Origin of the sequence: Streptomyces caniscabiei (assembly GCF_014930365.1) — a bacterium.
Classification (GTDB): Bacteria; Actinomycetota; Actinomycetes; order Streptomycetales; family Streptomycetaceae; genus Streptomyces; species Streptomyces caniscabiei.
In genome coordinates this window covers 79,654-94,556 of record NZ_JABXWI010000017.1, presented here as the reverse complement: position 1 = coordinate 94,556, position 14,903 = coordinate 79,654, and the positions used below count along the sequence as shown (strand labels likewise).

The 14,903-nt window shown below is 71.4% G+C and carries 13 protein-coding genes; 8 read left to right on the top strand and 5 right to left on the bottom strand.

The annotated features are described in order from the left end of the window. The first annotated feature begins 85 nt into the window (after positions 1 to 85). On the top strand, positions 86 to 1,123 hold the full coding sequence (locus HW837_RS37515) for a Gfo/Idh/MocA family protein (RefSeq protein WP_045562811.1): 1,038 nt from the start codon (positions 86 to 88) through the stop codon (positions 1,121 to 1,123). Here the strand turns inward: HW837_RS37515 and HW837_RS37510 are convergent. Then, positions 1,110 to 2,783: an alkaline phosphatase D family protein gene (locus HW837_RS37510; protein ID WP_193381682.1), complete on the bottom strand. Its 1,674-nt coding sequence runs from the start codon at positions 2,781 to 2,783 to the stop codon at positions 1,110 to 1,112. The two genes, HW837_RS37515 and HW837_RS37510, sit on opposite strands and share 14 nt — an antisense overlap. Before the next feature lie 160 nt (positions 2,784 to 2,943). On the opposite strand from HW837_RS37510, the gene HW837_RS37505 reads away from it, so the two are divergent. Next, positions 2,944 to 3,744 carry an SDR family oxidoreductase gene (locus tag HW837_RS37505; RefSeq protein ID WP_045562809.1) on the top strand — a complete coding sequence of 267 codons (801 nt, stop codon included), beginning with the start codon at positions 2,944 to 2,946 and terminating at the stop codon, positions 3,742 to 3,744. Positions 3,745 to 4,110: 366 nt separating this feature from the next. Here HW837_RS37505 and HW837_RS37500 read toward each other — a convergent pair whose 3' ends face one another. Next, on the bottom strand, positions 4,111 to 5,106 hold the full coding sequence (locus tag HW837_RS37500; RefSeq protein WP_045562808.1) for an aldo/keto reductase: 996 nt from the start codon (positions 5,104 to 5,106) through the stop codon (positions 4,111 to 4,113). Between the two features lie 57 nt (positions 5,107 to 5,163). Further along, a complete protein-coding gene (locus tag HW837_RS37495) occupies positions 5,164 to 5,490 on the bottom strand; it encodes a nuclear transport factor 2-like protein (RefSeq protein WP_045562862.1) in 327 nt (108 codons plus the stop codon). 159 nt (positions 5,491 to 5,649) lie between these two features. Between HW837_RS37495 and HW837_RS37490 the strand changes: the two genes are divergently transcribed. The 6 genes from HW837_RS37490 to HW837_RS37465 all read left to right on the top strand — a co-directional run bounded on the left by HW837_RS37490 (position 5,650) and on the right by HW837_RS37465 (position 11,674). Further along, complete coding sequence (locus HW837_RS37490; protein WP_045562807.1) at positions 5,650 to 6,195, top strand: DoxX family membrane protein; 546 nt, start codon at positions 5,650 to 5,652, stop codon at positions 6,193 to 6,195. A gap of 143 nt (positions 6,196 to 6,338) precedes the next feature. Continuing rightward, positions 6,339 to 6,683, top strand: a complete 345-nt coding sequence (locus HW837_RS37485; RefSeq protein WP_045562806.1) for a MazG-like family protein — start codon at positions 6,339 to 6,341, stop codon at positions 6,681 to 6,683. Next, positions 6,676 to 7,209 (top strand): hypothetical protein, encoded by a 534-nt coding sequence (locus tag HW837_RS37480; protein ID WP_193381681.1) that lies wholly within the window; start codon positions 6,676 to 6,678, stop codon positions 7,207 to 7,209. Before HW837_RS37485 ends, HW837_RS37480 begins: the two co-directional genes overlap by 8 nt. A 177-nt stretch (positions 7,210 to 7,386) precedes the next feature. Beyond that, positions 7,387 to 9,597, top strand: coding sequence for an MMPL family transporter (locus HW837_RS37475; RefSeq protein ID WP_193381680.1), 2,211 nt, complete (start codon positions 7,387 to 7,389; stop codon positions 9,595 to 9,597). A gap of 114 nt (positions 9,598 to 9,711) precedes the next feature. Next, on the top strand, positions 9,712 to 10,986 hold the full coding sequence (locus HW837_RS37470) for a sensor histidine kinase (RefSeq protein ID WP_045562803.1): 1,275 nt from the start codon (positions 9,712 to 9,714) through the stop codon (positions 10,984 to 10,986). Between the two features lie 10 nt (positions 10,987 to 10,996). After that, positions 10,997 to 11,674, top strand: a complete 678-nt coding sequence (locus HW837_RS37465; RefSeq protein ID WP_045562802.1) for a response regulator transcription factor — start codon at positions 10,997 to 10,999, stop codon at positions 11,672 to 11,674. Positions 11,675 to 11,698: 24 nt separating this feature from the next. On the opposite strand, the gene HW837_RS37460 is transcribed toward HW837_RS37465, so the two are convergent. Both HW837_RS37460 and HW837_RS37455 read right to left on the bottom strand, forming a co-directional pair. After that, positions 11,699 to 13,147: a family 43 glycosylhydrolase gene (locus HW837_RS37460; protein ID WP_177262138.1), complete on the bottom strand. Its 1,449-nt coding sequence runs from the start codon at positions 13,145 to 13,147 to the stop codon at positions 11,699 to 11,701. 23 nt (positions 13,148 to 13,170) lie between these two features. Continuing rightward, positions 13,171 to 14,700, bottom strand: coding sequence for a family 43 glycosylhydrolase (locus HW837_RS37455; protein ID WP_045562800.1), 1,530 nt, complete (start codon positions 14,698 to 14,700; stop codon positions 13,171 to 13,173). Positions 14,701 to 14,903 lie beyond the last annotated feature (203 nt).

Sequence of the window (14,903 nt, the reverse complement as noted above, 5' to 3'; positions counted from 1 at the left end):
TCGATGGTTCCGCCACCTATGCTCTCAGCTCGTACGACGTGGGTGGGGTCACAGTCCCGCCCCGGGGCCGAGGACAGGGGTGGCGATGTCGAACGACGGGCGTGTGCGGTGGGGGATCCTGGCGACCGGAGGGATCGCCGCGGCCTTCACGGCCGACCTCGTCGACCTGCCGGACGCCGAGGTCGTGGCGGTGGCCTCGCGCAGCGAGGACTCCGCGAAGACCTTCGCGGAACGGTTCGGGATACCGAGGGCGTACGGCGACTGGCGCGCGCTCGCCGAGGACGCGGACGTGGATGTGGTGTACGTCGCCACACCGCACTCGGCGCACCGGACGGCCGCCGGGATGTGCCTGGAGGCCGGGCGGAACGTGCTGTGCGAGAAGCCGTTCACGCTGAACGTGCGCGAGGCGGAGGAACTGGTCGCGCTGGCGCGGGAGCGCGGGCGGTTCCTGATGGAGGCCATGTGGACCTACTGCAATCCGGTGGTGCGACGGCTCGCGGCGATGGTGCGGGACGGCGCGATCGGTGAGGTGCGGACCGTCCACGCCGACTTCGGCATCCTCGGCCCGGTCGCGCCGACGCACCGGCTGCGGGACCCGGCGCAGGGCGGGGGCGCGCTGCTCGACCTGGGTGTGTACCCGATCTCCTTCGCGCATCTGCTGCTCGGGGAGCCGTCGGACGTGACGGCGAAGGCGGTGCTCTCGAAGGAGGGCGTCGACCTCCAGACGGGCGCACTGCTCTCCTGGGAGAGCGGTGCCCTGGCGTCGGTGCACTGCTCCATCGTCGGCGGTACCGCCACCAGCGCGTCGGTCACCGGCTCCGAGGGCCGGATCGACATCCCGGACGGCTTCTTCTTCGCGGACCGTTTCGTCCTGCACCGGGTGGGCCGCGAGCCGGAGGTCTTCACCGCGGACCCGGCCGACGGGCCACGCAACAGCTTCCGTCACGAGGCCCGGGAGGTGATGCGGGCCCTGCGCGCCGGCGAGACGGAGTCCCCGCTCGTCCCCCTCGACGGCACCCTCGCCGTGATGCGCACCCTGGACGCGATCCGCGACCGCATCGGGGTGCGCTATCCCGGCGAGGACGGCCACCTGGGCGACGCGCTGGTGACTACACCGGCGTGAGCCCCGGGTTGCCCGCCTCCACCGCGAACGACGCGACCGTGGAGATCCCGGCCCCGGTCGTCGTCACGTAGGGCACGGCCTTGAAGTCGGCGCGGGCGGACTCGCGGTCGAGGGCGACCGTGAGGTAGCCGCGACGGCCGTTGTAGAAGCGCATGTGGGGGTTGGCGGTCATGTAGGTGTCCCAGTTCGCGGGCTTGTCGGAGCCGTTGCCGCCGCTGCTGACGGAGGTGGCGACGAGCTCCGTGCCGACGGTCCGGGACGCGCGGTCGTCGAAGTCGCGCTTGATGTCGAAGGCGTAGCCGACGTGGACGTCGCCGGTGAGGACCATCAGGTTCTCGACGCCGGCGGCCTGCGCGCCCGCGAGGAGGCGTTCGCGGGAGGCGGTGTAGCCGTCCCAGGCGTCCATCGCCACCCGGTAGACGTCGCCGACGGCGTTGCGGCGCTGGGAGAAGGTGACCTGCTGGGGGACGACGTTCCAGACGGCGTCGGACCGGTCCCAGCCGTCCAGGAGCCAGCGTTCCTGGGTGGCGCCGGTCATCGTGCGGGCGGGGTCGGCGGACTCCGGGCCGGGGATCTGCCAGCCGTCGCCCTGGGCCTGGTTGGAGCGGTACTGGCGGGTGTCGAGTATGTCGAACTGGGCGAGGCGGCCCCACCGGAAGCGGCGGTACAGCTTCATGTCGGGCCCGTCGGGGCGCTGCGGGCGGCGCAGCGGCTGGTTCTCCCAGTACGCGCGGTAGGCGGCGGCGCGGCGCAGCAGGAACTCCTCGGAGGGCTCGCCGCCGTCGGGGTGCTCGCCCGCGTAGTTGTTCTCGGTCTCGTGGTCGTCCCAGGTGACGACGAAGGGGTGCGCGGCGTGGGCGGCCCGCTGGTCGGGGTCGGTCTTGTGGAGGGCGTAGCGCAGCCGGTAGTCCTCCAGGGTGACCGTCTCGTGGTTGAAGACGTCGGGCAGGACGCGGTCGGTGTAGTTGCGGGCGCCGCCGACGGAGTTCACCGCGTACTCGTAGAGGTAGTCCCCGAGGTGGAAGACGACATCGATGTCCTCGTCGGCCAGGTGCCGGTAGGCGGTGTAGTAGCCCTGGTCGTAGCGCTGGCAGGAGACGGCCGCGAAGGACAGGCCGGTGGCGCCGGTCAGGTGGCCGGGGGCGGTGCGGGTGCGGCCGGTCTCGCTGATCCAGGTGCCGGTGCGGAAGCGGTAGTAGTAGACGCGGCCGGGGGCGAGGAAGTCGACCTCGACGTGGACGGTGTGGTGGAACTCGGGGTGGGCGGTGGCGGTACCGCGTCTGACGACCCGTCGGAATCTCTCGTCGTGCGCCAACTCCCAGTGGACGGTGACCCGTTCGGCCGGCAGGCCGCCGTCCGGCTGGTACGGGGCCGGGGCGAGCCGGGTCCACAGCAGCACGGAGGTGGAGAGCGGGTCGCCGGAGGCCACGCCGAGGGTGAAGGGGTCCTCGGTGATCTTCCGGGCGTCGAGCGTGGCGGCTGCCGCCGCGCCGGCCGCCGGAAGGTTGGTGGCGAAGGCGAGCGCGGCGGCGGCTCCGGTGACGGTCAGGAAGCGGCGGCGGTCGAAGTGGCGTGCGGCGGCGCGGAGTTCGGCCGCGTGGGACGAACGGGACGGCGTCGGCCACGGGGAGGTGCGGGCGTTCTGGGCTGTGGGTGTCATCTGGCCCTCGTCTGACGGTGGTTGTCTTTCGGCATTGGAGTGGCCAGGGTCGACGATCTTCTGTCACGTACACAACACCCAGATGGCGGACGGATGAGTTCCGCATGGCGGACCCCTTGCGCGCGGCCGGGCGCGTCTCCCTCCCTTACGCTGCGGGGCCATGAACGCTATGCGAACCAAGATCGCGATCGTGACGGGTGCGGGCTCCGGCATCGGCCGTGCCGTGGCGGTGGAACTGCTCCGCACGGGCTGGTCGGTGGCGCTCGCGGGCCGCCGCGAGGACAAGCTCGCCGAGACGGCGGCCGAGGCCGGCGCCACGGCGGACGCGGACCCGGGCACCGGCACCGGCACCGGCGCCCCGGAGGCACTGTGCGTCCGTACGGACGTCTCCCGGCCCGGCGACGTGGACGCGCTCCTCGCCGCCGTGCGCGACCGGTTCGGACGGCTGGACCTGCTGTTCAACAACGCGGGCACCTTCGGCCCGGGCGGGGTGCCGGTGGAGGAGCTGGACTACGCGGCCTGGCGGCACGTCGTGGACACCAACCTCAACGGGGCGTTCCTGTGCGCGCAGGCGGCGTACCGGCAGATGAAGGACCAGGACCCGCGGGGCGGGCGGATCATCAACAACGGCTCCATCTCCGCGCACACGCCCCGCCCGCACTCCGTCGCCTACACCGCGACCAAGCACGCCCTGACCGGCCTGACCAAGTCGCTCTCGCTGGACGGGCGGCCGTACGGCATCGCGGTCGGCCAGATCGACATCGGCAACGCGGCGACGGACATGACCGAACGCATGGCGAGCGGGGTCCTCCAGGCGAACGGGCAGCTCGTGCCGGAGCCGGTGATGGACGTGCGGGACGTGGCCCGGACCGTGCGGCACATGGCGGAGCTGCCGCTGGAGGCGAATGTGCAGTTCGCGACGGTGATGGCGACGACGATGCCGTACGTGGGGCGGGGCTGAGCCGGCCGACACGGGTGTACGCCACACTCGTCCACGGCTCAACCTGCACAAACGGAAGCTGATGCTCCGCTCCATAAGAGCACGTGGCAGGCATATGCTCAGGACGCGTCTCCACGAGAGCTTCACACTTGGAGGCGGCGGCTTCCGTGGCCAACCCGAGGGGGAGGCGGCAGCCGTTCCGTGTTCCGGAAGGGGGCGGACCTCGCGTGGGACCGCGAGGTAAGCACCGGAGCGCGGAACGGCTGCCACCACATCGGCGTCGCCGCCCCGTCACCTCGGCGTCGCCGCCCCGCCGGCGTCCGGTCCCCGACTCGCTCTACGGCCTCGGCGCGGACATGACGTCACGTCCGGCCGGACGGCCGACGCTCACCGCCCCAGGACGCGGTCGATCTCGGCGAGCTGGTCCGCGGTGAGCGGCCCCCGCGCGAGGGCGCCCGCGTTCTCCTCGGCCTGGGCGACCGAGCGGAAGCCCGGGATGGGCACGGTCAGAGGGCTGCGGGCCCAGATCCACGCGAGGGCGCCCTGCGCGAGCGTGCGGCCCCCGGCGGTGAGGATCTCGCGCAGCGCCTCGACCCGGCCGAGCCACTCCGGGTCGGCGCCGCCGTCCGCGCTGAAGCCGGGCAGCCACGCGGGCGGGGTGGAGCGGATGTCACCGGCCTCCAGGGCGCGCCCGCCAGTGTGCTTGCCCGTGAGCAGACCCATGGCCAGGGGGCTGCGGTTGATGCTCGCGAGGTTCGACTCCGCGCACAGCGCGAGGAGTTCGGGCGCGTCCTGGAGTAGGTTCAGCCGGTGCTGCACGGCCGCGCAGTGCGGGCCCTCGGCGAACACGGCGGCTCGCTCCGGGTCGTCCGTGCTCCACGCGTACGCCCGGATCAGCCCCTCCCGTACGAACTCCTCGCAGGTCTCGCGGAGTTCGGCCGCGCGCTCGGGGTCGGCGTCGGAGAGGTGCAGCTGGTACAGGTCGACATGGTCGGTGCCGAGACGGTCCAGGGAGGCGGTGAGGGCGCGGCGGGCATGCGCCGGGGTGTCGTCCTGGCCGGTGAGGGTGCGGGTGGCCTCGTCGAAGAGGTTGCCCCACTTGGTGGCCACGACGACGTCCGCGCGGCGCTTGCCGAGGGCCCGGCCGAGGACGCGTTCGCTGTGGCCGGCGCCGTAGGTGTCGGCCGTGTCGAAGAAGGTGACGCCGAGGTCGAGCGCGCGGTGCACCGCGCGTACGGACTCCTCGTCGTCCACCTTGCCCCAGCCGAGCGGCCGGCCGTCGGTGTCCTGCCACTCACCGCCGATCGCCCAGCAGCCGAAGCCGAGGGCGCTGACCTGGATACCGCTGCGGCCCAACGGCCTCGTGTACGTGTTCGTCTCCATGCCCTCGGACGGTATGAGTTGGAGTGCACACGAACGCAAGCCCCGGACGGGGACGGGTTACGCCTGACCCGTCTCGAACCGGCTGATCCTGCCGTCCTCCGACACCGTGAAGCGCCACGCGGTGCGCATCTCGCCCCAGGTGTCGTTGCGGTAGTTGGCGACCAGGGCACGGCCGCCCGCGGACTCGCGCTGGACCTCGATGTGGCCGTGGGAGGAGAAGATCTCCCGGTCGGTCCAGTCCGCGAGGTCACGGTCGGAGCCGTCGTCCGACATCGTCGCGTCCTCCGTGAGCAGCGCGAAGAACGCGTTCTCGTCCTGGGAGTTCACCGCGGCGACGAAGGCCCGGACGGCCGGGTCGCTGAGTTTGGCGGGTGCGATCGTCATGGCGGTCAGCCTCACACCGTCGCCGGGGGTGCGCCACCGGAGACGTGCCCCCGGTCCCGGGCCACCCGAACGGCGGCCCGTACGGGCCGGGCAGGTGTGATCGGTGCGACGGTGGATACGCGGGAGGGGAACCGACGCACCGGCTGCCCGGGAGTTCTCATGACCTCATTCGACCGACGCGATCTGGGACTGCTGCTCCTGCGGCTGGGCACGGGCGGTGTGCTCGCCGCGCACGGGACGCAGAAGCTGTTCGGCTGGTTCGGCGGGCACGGCATCGAGGGCACCGGCGCGTTCATGGAGTCCGTCGGGTACGCGCCTGGCAAGGCCAGCGCCACCGCCGCCGGCCTCGCCGAGACCGGCGGCGGCGCGCTGCTCGCGCTGGGCCTCGCGACGCCCGCGGCCGGTGCCGCCGCGGCGGGCGCGATGGGCGGAGCGGCCGCGATCCACGCGCCCAACGGCTTCTTCAACGCCGAGGGCGGCTACGAGTACGCCGCGACCCTGGGCCTGGCCGCCGCGGGCCTCGCCGTCGCCGGGCCCGGCCGGCTCTCCCTCGACCACGCGCTGCGCCATGTCGTCGACCGGGGCTGGATGGTCCCGGTGGCGCTCGCCGGTACGGCCGCGGTCACCGCGGTGGTCGTGGGCCTGCGCAACCAGCGGGTGCGCAAGGAGAAGGAGGGCGAGCAGGAGGCGTTGTTCGAGGAGTGAGCTTCGCCGTTCCGGCGGATCGGCCGTGAGCTTCGCCGTTCCGGCGGATCGGCCGTGAGCTTCGCCGTTCCGGCGGATCGGCTGTCGTCCGCCCTTTCGGCGGATCGGCCGTCGTTGTCACAGGGGCGTGGCAAGCTGCGCCCATGAGCGAGCAGAACCACTCCCCCGACGACCTCTGGCACTCCGTCGCCGACCTGCACGCCTGGCTGGAGGCGGACCAGCCGTACGGCGGCCGAGAGGGTCTGCTGCTGCGGATGTTGAAGCTCCAGGAGGAGGTCGGCGAGGTCGCGCAGGCGGTGATCGGCGCGACGGGGCAGAACCCGCGCAAGGGCACCACCCACACCTGGGACGACGTGCAGGCGGAGCTGTGCGACGTGGTCATCACCGCCCTGGTGGCGCTGCGCACCCTGACGCCGGACGCCCGCGCGGTGTTCGCGTCCCACCTCGCCGGGGTCACCGCGCGCTCGCTGGGCCCCCGGCGTGGCTGACAACGCGTTCTGGATCGCCGCGCTCACCGCCGGCACGGCCGTGGTGGCGAGCTGGGTGACCAGCCGGGGGACGGCGCGCGCTGCGCGCATACAGGCGGACACGACGGCGGGCGCGCAGCGGGTGGAGCGGCTGCGGGAGGCGCGGCGGACGGCGTACGCGGGCTTCATCGAGCAGGCGCAGCGGCTGAACGACGTGCACTGGAAGGTGTCCGACGTGGTCCGGGGCGCCGAGGGCGGGCTCGGGCCGGAGCAGGTGGAGGAGCTGCGGGTGCTGCGGGAGCGGCAGCGGGACGAGTACGCCACGCTGCGCAACCTCACGTGGATCGTGTCGCTGGAGGGGCCCGAGGAGGTCGCCGACCTCGCCAACACCGTCCGGCGGGCGACGAGCCCCTTCCACAAGGCGATCGAGGCCATGATCGAGGGCGACACCGGTGCCGTGGCGCGCTTCGACGCCTGCTACACGCCGTTCTGGGACGCGCTGAAGGTCTTCATCAGGGCCTCCCGCGACACCCTGCACACCATGTAGACCGCCGGTGCGTCCTCCCCCGGCCGCCCCCCGGTCATACCCCGGGGTGACCCGGCGCCGGGGTCGTACTGCGTTCTGAGTACCCGGGATTGTCGGCAGCCGCACGACGACGGGACAGGGGCCGCGACGGGAGTCTTGGCACACACCCGAGACCTCTCACGTGGAGACCTGCGACCCATGGCAACCTTCCTTCATCGGCTGGGCCGACTGGCCTTCCGCAAACGCTGGTACGTCATCCTGATGTGGCTGGCGGTACTGGGCGCCGTAGGGGTCGGCGCCCTCAAGGCCCCGGGAGCCTCCGACGAGGGGTTCGCCATGCCGGGCATCGAGTCCCAGAAGGCGTTCGACCTGATGGAACAGCGCTTCCCGGGCGTCACGGCGGACGGCGCCACCGCCCGGGTGGTGTTCGTCGCCCCGAACGGCGAGAAGGTCACCGCCGCCGAGAACAAGAAGGCCGTCGAGGAGACGGTGGCCGATCTGGCGGACGGTTCCCAGGTGGCGAGCGCCGTCGACCCCTTCCAGGCCGGGGCGGTGAGCAAGGACGGCACCACGGCGTACGCGACGGTCACCTACAGGGTCACCGCGAACGACCTCACCGATGCCAGCAGGACCCACCTGGAGGACACGCTCCACGCGGCGCAGGACTCCGGGCTGACCGTCGAGGCCGGCGGGACCGCCCTGGCCGAGCAGGGCGGCGCGGGCGGCATGGCCGAGGTGATCGGTGTCGCCATCGCCTCCGTCGTGCTGCTGATCACCTTCGGGTCGCTGGCCGCCGCCGGACTGCCGCTGCTGACCGCGCTGGTCGGCGTCGGCGTCAGCATGGCCTCGATCCTCGCCCTGTCCGACGCGCTCGGGCTGTCCACCACGACGGGCACCCTCGCGATGATGCTGGGTCTCGCGGTCGGCATCGACTACGCCCTGTTCGTCGTCTCCCGCTACCGCGAGGAGCGCGCCAAGGGCCGTACGCCCGAGGAGGCCACCGCCCTCGCCACCGGCACGGCCGGGTCGGCGGTCGTGTTCGCCGGCCTCACCGTCGTCATCGCGCTGGCCGGACTGTCCGTGGTCGGCATCCCGATGCTGACGAAGATGGGGCTGGCCGCGGCGGGCGCGGTCGTCGTGGCCGTACTGATCGCGCTGACCCTGGTCCCGGCCGTCCTCGCCTGCTGGCCGAACGCGGTGCTGTCGCGCAAGGCACGCAAGAGCGGCCGTATCGAGGGGAGCGTCAAGGACAACGGCGGCACCCGCTGGTCCCGGTTCGTGCTGCGCCGCCCGCTGCCGGTGCTGATCCTCGGTGTCGTCGGCCTCGGCGCGCTCGCGATACCGATGACCGACCTCCAGCTGGGCATGCCCGGCGACGAGGCCAAGGCGACCTCGACCACCGAGCGGCGGGCCTACGACGCGCTCGCCGAGGGTTTCGGGCCCGGCTTCAACGGGCCGCTGACGATCGTGGTGGACGCCAAGGGGGCCGCCGACGCCAAGGGGGCCGCCGACACGATCGCGAAGGAGATCGGGGCCACCGAGGGCGTCGTGTCGGTCTCCCCCGCGCGGTTCAACGAGGCCGGTGACACGGCCGTCTTCTCGGCGGTGCCCACCACCGCGCCGACCGACGAGAAGACCAAGGACCTGGTGACCGTCATCCGGGACGAGCGGCCCGGCCTGGAGTCCGAGACGGGGGCCACGTTCGAGGTCACCGGCACCACCGCGCTGAACATCGACATCTCCGACAAGGTGCAGTCCGCGCTGGTGCCGTATCTGCTGGTCGTGGTCGGCCTGGCCGTCATCCTGCTGCTGGTCGTCTTCCGCTCGCTGCTGGTCCCGCTCAAGGCGGCCGCCGGGTTCCTGCTGTCGGTGCTCGCCTCCCTCGGTGTGGTCGTCCTGGTCTTCCAGCAGGGCCACGGCGCGGAGCTGCTGGGCGTGGAGCAGACCGGTCCGATCATGAGCCTGATGCCGATCTTCCTGGTGGGCATCGTGTTCGGTCTGGCCATGGACTACGAGGTGTTCCTGGTCTCGCGGACGCGGGAGGCGTACGTCCACGGCGACCGGGCCGACGAGGCGCTCACCAGCGGCTTCCGGCACAGCGCCCGGGTGGTGGCGGCCGCCGCCCTGATCATGATCGCGGTGTTCGCCGGGTTCATCGGCGAGAGCGACTCCATGATCAAGATGATCGGTTTCGGGCTGGCCTCCGCGGTCCTGTTCGACGCGTTCGTCGTACGGATGGCGATCGTGCCGGCCGTGCTGGCGCTGCTCGGCGACAAGGCGTGGTGGCTGCCGAAGTGGCTGGACCGGATGCTGCCCCACGTCGATGTGGAGGGCGAGGCGCTGACCCGCCGCACCGACCCGGATCCGGCCCCGGCCGAGACGGCCGAGCTGGAAGTGACGCGCGCCTGATCCGACCGCCCACCCCCACCGGGGGCCGTCCGTGGCGAAGGACACGGACGGCCCTCGGGGCGTGCGCCTCGCCCGTCGACCACGATGGGTCCCAGTCCACCGACCGGAGTCACCATGAGCCTCAGCAGCCTCAGCCGGGAACGGCGCTACACGGACCGGCTGGAGGAGTTCTCCGGCCGCCACCACTTCCTCGTCGACCTGGCACTGGTCCTGGCGCTGCTGGGCTGTGCCACCCTCGGCAGCGCGGTCACGCTGCCCGGCGCCCTGCCGCCGGACCAGGACAGGGTCGGGGTGGCGCTCATGGGCGTGTCCTGTCTCGCGCTGCTCAAGCACCGCACCCACCCGCGGTCCGCGCTCGTCGTCACCGCGATCTGCACGGTCGTGGCGGTCGGCCTGGGCTATCTGCTCACCCCCCTGCTGCTGGCGCCGATCATGGCGGCGCTCTACTGGCTGGCCTCGCTCACCGACCGCAGGACCACCCGCGCCTACGGCTGCACCACCATCGTGGCGATGACCCTCGCGGCCGTGGTCTCCGACTCCATGGACCATCTGTCGCTGGTGCTCAGGACGATCGGCCCGGTCTTCTGGCTGCTGCTGCCGCTCGCCGCGGGCCGGGGCACGCTGGTGCGGCGGGCCTATCTGAAGTCGGTGCAGGCCCGCGCCGAGCACGCCGAACGCACCCGGGAGGAGGAGGCCCGGCTACGGGTGACCGAGGAACGGATGCGCATCGCCCGCGATCTGCACGACGTGGTCGCCCACCACCTGGCCCTCGCCAACGCCCAGGCGGGCACCGCCGCGCACCTCACCCGTACCGACCCCGAACAGGCCCACCGCATCCTCACCGATCTGACGGCCACCACGTCGTCGGCGCTGCGCGAGCTGAAGGGCACCGTGGGGGTGCTGCGCCGTCCCGACGACCCCGAGGCGCCGCTGGCCCCCACGCCCGGACTGCGCCAGCTCCCGGAGCTGACGGCGGCGTGCGAGTCCGCCGGTCTCACGGTCACCGTCACCACTGACGGCGTCCCGGGGCCGCTGGACCCCGGTGTGGACCTGACCGCGTACAGGATCGTGCAGGAGGCCCTCACCAACGTCAGCAAGCACGCCGGCGTGGACGCCGCGCGGGTCAGCCTCGCCTACGAGGACGCGCGTCTGACGATCACGGTCACCGACGACGGCGCCTCCCGCCCGCGCGGCACCCCCGAGCCCGGCCGCGGTTTCGGCCTCATCGGCATGCGTGAGCGCGCCCAGTCGGTCGGCGGCTGTCTGAGCGCCGGCCACCGTCCCGAAGGCGGCTTCGAGGTCACCACCGACCTGCCGCTGCGGCCGTACACCTCTCGCCCCGCCGCACCGGTACCTGACCCGGAACCGGCCCCCGACCAGCGGAAGTAGCACAGCCCTCATGACCATTCGCGTCCTGCTCGCCGACGACCAGGCCCTGCTGCGGGCCACCTTCCGGATCCTCATCGACTCCTGCCCGGACCTGGAGGTGGTCGCCGAGGCCACCGACGGCCGGGAGGCGGTCGACCTCGTGCGGGTCCACCGCCCCGACGTGGTCCTCATGGACATCCGGATGCCCGGCACGGACGGACTCACCGCCACCGCCGTGATCTGCGCCGACGAGGAACTGGCCGACACCCGCGTGCTGATCCTCACCACGTTCGAGATCGACGAGTACGTGGCGCAGGCGCTGCGCTCCGGCGCCAGCGGCTTCCTCGGCAAGGACGTCACCGCGGACGTGCTCCTCGACGGCATCCGCACGGTGGCCGCCGGCGACACCCTGCTCTCCTCCGCCGCGACGCGGACGCTCATCACGCGCTTCCTCGCCTCCCCCACCCCCGGCAACCGTCTCGCCGCCCCCGAGCAGCTGACCATCCTCACCACCCGTGAGCGTGAGGTCATGTCGCTGGCCGCCGAGGGGCGCTCCAACGACGAGATCGCCGAGAAGCTGTACGTGAGTCCGCTGACGGTACGGACCCACGTCCACCGGGCGATGACGAAACTGGGCGCCCGCGACCGGGCCCAACTGGTCGTCATGGCGTACCAGTCGGGCCTGGTGCGGGTCACCCAGCAGGAGTGATCCCCCTCAACTCCTTGTCACTCGCTACTCCTTGTAGAACGTGGCGTCCTGCCGGTCGAGGGTGGTGCTGACCGGCTGGGTGTAGAGCAGGTTGTTGTAGTGGCGGATGTACCGGCCGGGGAAGTTGAACGACTCGTACGAGACCCCGTCCGCGGTGTCGGCGAGGCCGGCCCGCTGGAAGAAGGAGGCGTCCGCGTCGAACAGGGCGGTGCCGTCGTCCTTCTCCACCCAGACCTCGTTGTTCTTGTGGCGGAGGTAGTAGCCGGGGAAGTTCGCCGACTCCAGCGAGACCGTGCCGCTGCCCGTCAGCCCGGTGACGACCCGGAACTGCGAGTCGGCGAGGTTGGTGACGTTGCTCTCCAGCTTGGCGCGGTACTCCCAGTGCCGGATGAACTTGCCCGGGTAATTGAAGGAGGAGAGGCGGACCGGGGTCGCGCCGTCGGCGACGGGGATGCCGAAGTTGGGCGTGCCGTCGGCGTTCCAGTACAGCTTCTGGTAACGGGTGCGGCGGTTGGGGTCGTTGAGGGGGTCGCCGCTGATGTCCTTGTAGTTGCGGTCGTGGTAGACGAGGATGTCGGACTTTCCGTCCTCGGAGACCGTGAAGGTGTTGTGGCCGGGGCCGTACTGGCCGGTGGCGGCGTTGCTCTTGAAGACCGGGTTGGGGTTCTTGACCCAGGACGCCGGGTTCATCAGGTCGGCCGAGTCGTTGGCGGTCAGCAGGCCGAGGCAGTAGTTGGCGTCGGTGGCGGCGGCGGAGAAGGTCATGAAGACCTTGCCGCCCCGCTGGATGACCGCCGGGCCCTCGTTGACGGTGTGGCCGACCTTCTCCCAGGCGGCGGTGGGCCGGGAGATCATGACCGGACTGCCGCTGATGGTCCAGGGGTTGGACATCTTCGCCAGGTAGATGTTGGTGCCGTCGCCGACCGCCGGGTCGTTCTGCGCCCAGCTCAGGTAGCGGGTGGCGCCGACGGTGAAGGTCGTCGCGTCGAGCGAGAACGTGTCGAGCGGCAGGGAGATGCGGCCCTTCTCCGTCCAGGTGCCGGTGATCGGGTTGGCGGCGCTGGTCTCCAGGACGTACGGGCGGATCTTCCAGATGTCGTTGGAGGAGCCGGCCGTGAAGTAGATGTACCACTTGCCGTCGATGAAGTGGATCTCCGGGGCCCAGATGTGGGCGCCCATCTCACCGCTGGCGTGCTTGGTCCAGATGGTGGTCTCCGTGGCCGTGGCGAGGCCCTGGAGGGTGGTGGCCCGCCGCATCACGATCTTGTCGTACGCGGGGACGGTGGCGGTGAAGTAGTAGTAGCCGTCGGTGTGCTTGAAGATGTGCGGGTCGGCCCGCTGCTCGGCTATCGGGTTGGTGAAGGTGACGGCCGGGGACGCGGGGACGGCTGCCTGGGCGGGGGCGGTCATGGTGGTGAAGACGGCGAGCGCGGCCGCCGCGGCCACGACGGCCCGTCTGGTGAGGTGTCTCATGTTCTGTTCTGGGCCTTTCGGGATCAGGCGGTGGTGGGGACGAGGCGCCACTGCTGGCAGTTGTTGTTGAGCCAGGACCACTGGCGGACGTCGGTGCCGTTGGCGGTGCCGCAGTCGGCGACGTCCATGACCTTGCCGGTGGCCGCGTTGACGATCCGGACGTAGTCGCCACCGAGGTAGACCATGCGGAACTTCTGGCAGTTGTTGTTCAGCCAGGACCACTGCCGGATGTCGGCGCCGTCGGCGCTCGCGCAGTCGGTGACGTCGGCGACCTTGCCGGTGGCGACGTTCACCAGCCGGCTGGTGTCGTCGGCGCGGTCCTCGATCCGCCACTTCTGGTTGGCCCCGCCGTTGCAGGTCCACTGGGCGATGTTGGTGCCGTCGGCCGTGCCACCGCCGGTGACGTCCAGGCACTTGCCGCTGTTGCGGTTCACGATGGTGTACGCGGTCGGGGTCGTCGCGGTCTCGCCGGAGGGCCCGGCGATGGTGCTCCCGAGGGCGACCGGGCTGCCGAAGTTCGGGGTGCCGTCGGCGTTCCAGGTGAACTTCTGCGCGCGGGTCGTCCGCCCGTTGTCGCATCCGTCGCTCGCCGCGTCGTTGGCGTGGTAGACGATCCAGTTCTCGGTGCCGTCGGGCGAGGTGAAGAACCCGTTGTGGCCGGGCGCGTAGACCCCGTTCGCGTCATTGCGCTGGAAGACGGGCGTCTGCTTCTTCGTCCAGGAGGAGGCGAGCAGCGGGTCGGACCCGGTCAGCTCCAGCTGTCCGAGCTTGTAGTCGGGGCCCCAGCAGGCGCTGGCGGAGTAGATCAGGAACGTACGGCCGTTGCGGTAGAGCGGCTCCGGGCCCTCGTTCACCTCGCCGCTCTGCGTCTCCCAGCTCAGGGTCGGGCTGGAGATGACGGTGAAGGTGGTGCTCGCCAGGGTGTACGGGTTGCTGAGGGGCGCGATGACGAGGCTCTGCTTGCTGCCGCCCACCGAACCACTGCCGGCCAGGTACAGCTTGTTGTCGTGCTTGAGCACGCTGACGTCGATCAGCCAGCCGCCCGGGTTGAGGTTGGACCCGGCGAGCTGGTTCTTGAAGGTGTACGGCCCCATCGGGTCGGACCCGGCGCTCTCCAGCACGTAGGTGCGCTGGTCGTCGCAGCAGGCGGAGGCGCGCGGCCCGGCGGAGTAGTACAGGTACCACTTGCCGTCGAAGAAGTGGATCTCCGGGGCCCACATGTTCCAGTTGCGGGTGGAGGTGCTGTCCGACCACACCTGCACACTGGGCGCGGTGCTCAGCCCGGCGAGCGTGGGCGACTTCCGCATGGTCAGCTCACCGGTGAACGAGGTCGTCACCAGGTAGTAGTTGCCGTTGTAGTACTCCAGCCACGGGTCGGCGCCCTTCTGCGACTTGACCGGGTTGGTGTACGGCTTGCCGTCGGCCGCGGCGGCGGACTGCGCGGTGTGGACGGTCTGCACGGAGAGGAGCGAGGCGAACAGGGCCAGTAGCGCCACCGCCAGCAGCAGACTGCGGCGAGGCGTCGACCAGCGACGGGCGCGGGTGGGGAACACGACAAGTCCCTTCCGGGAGAGCGGCTCGTTGCCGGGCTTCCTGACCTGCCCGGGATGTTCGACATTGCGAACACTGTGCGTAACTTCGGCCAGAAGGTAAAGCTGAGGCGTGAGGGACGTCAATGGATGTGACAGTTTTTCGTCGTCGCAGGTGCGCGGGAGGTTGCCGTCGGACGGCCGCGAAAGCGAACAGGGCCGCCATG

What these genes read in the sequence shown, in the direction of transcription:
- HW837_RS37515 (WP_045562811.1), top strand. Translation starts at nt 86, where the DNA reads ATGTCGAACGACGGGCGTGTGCGGTGGGGGATCCTGGCGACCGGAGGG.
- HW837_RS37510 (WP_193381682.1), bottom strand. Translation starts at nt 2,783, where the DNA reads ATGACACCCACAGCCCAGAACGCCCGCACCTCCCCGTGGCCGACGCCG.
- HW837_RS37505 (WP_045562809.1), top strand. Translation starts at nt 2,944, where the DNA reads ATGAACGCTATGCGAACCAAGATCGCGATCGTGACGGGTGCGGGCTCC.
- HW837_RS37500 (WP_045562808.1), bottom strand. Translation starts at nt 5,106, where the DNA reads ATGGAGACGAACACGTACACGAGGCCGTTGGGCCGCAGCGGTATCCAG.
- HW837_RS37495 (WP_045562862.1), bottom strand. Translation starts at nt 5,490, where the DNA reads ATGACGATCGCACCCGCCAAACTCAGCGACCCGGCCGTCCGGGCCTTC.
- HW837_RS37490 (WP_045562807.1), top strand. Translation starts at nt 5,650, where the DNA reads ATGACCTCATTCGACCGACGCGATCTGGGACTGCTGCTCCTGCGGCTG.
- HW837_RS37485 (WP_045562806.1), top strand. Translation starts at nt 6,339, where the DNA reads ATGAGCGAGCAGAACCACTCCCCCGACGACCTCTGGCACTCCGTCGCC.
- HW837_RS37475 (WP_193381680.1), top strand. Translation starts at nt 7,387, where the DNA reads ATGGCAACCTTCCTTCATCGGCTGGGCCGACTGGCCTTCCGCAAACGC.
- HW837_RS37470 (WP_045562803.1), top strand. Translation starts at nt 9,712, where the DNA reads ATGAGCCTCAGCAGCCTCAGCCGGGAACGGCGCTACACGGACCGGCTG.
- HW837_RS37465 (WP_045562802.1), top strand. Translation starts at nt 10,997, where the DNA reads ATGACCATTCGCGTCCTGCTCGCCGACGACCAGGCCCTGCTGCGGGCC.
- HW837_RS37460 (WP_177262138.1), bottom strand. Translation starts at nt 13,147, where the DNA reads ATGAGACACCTCACCAGACGGGCCGTCGTGGCCGCGGCGGCCGCGCTC.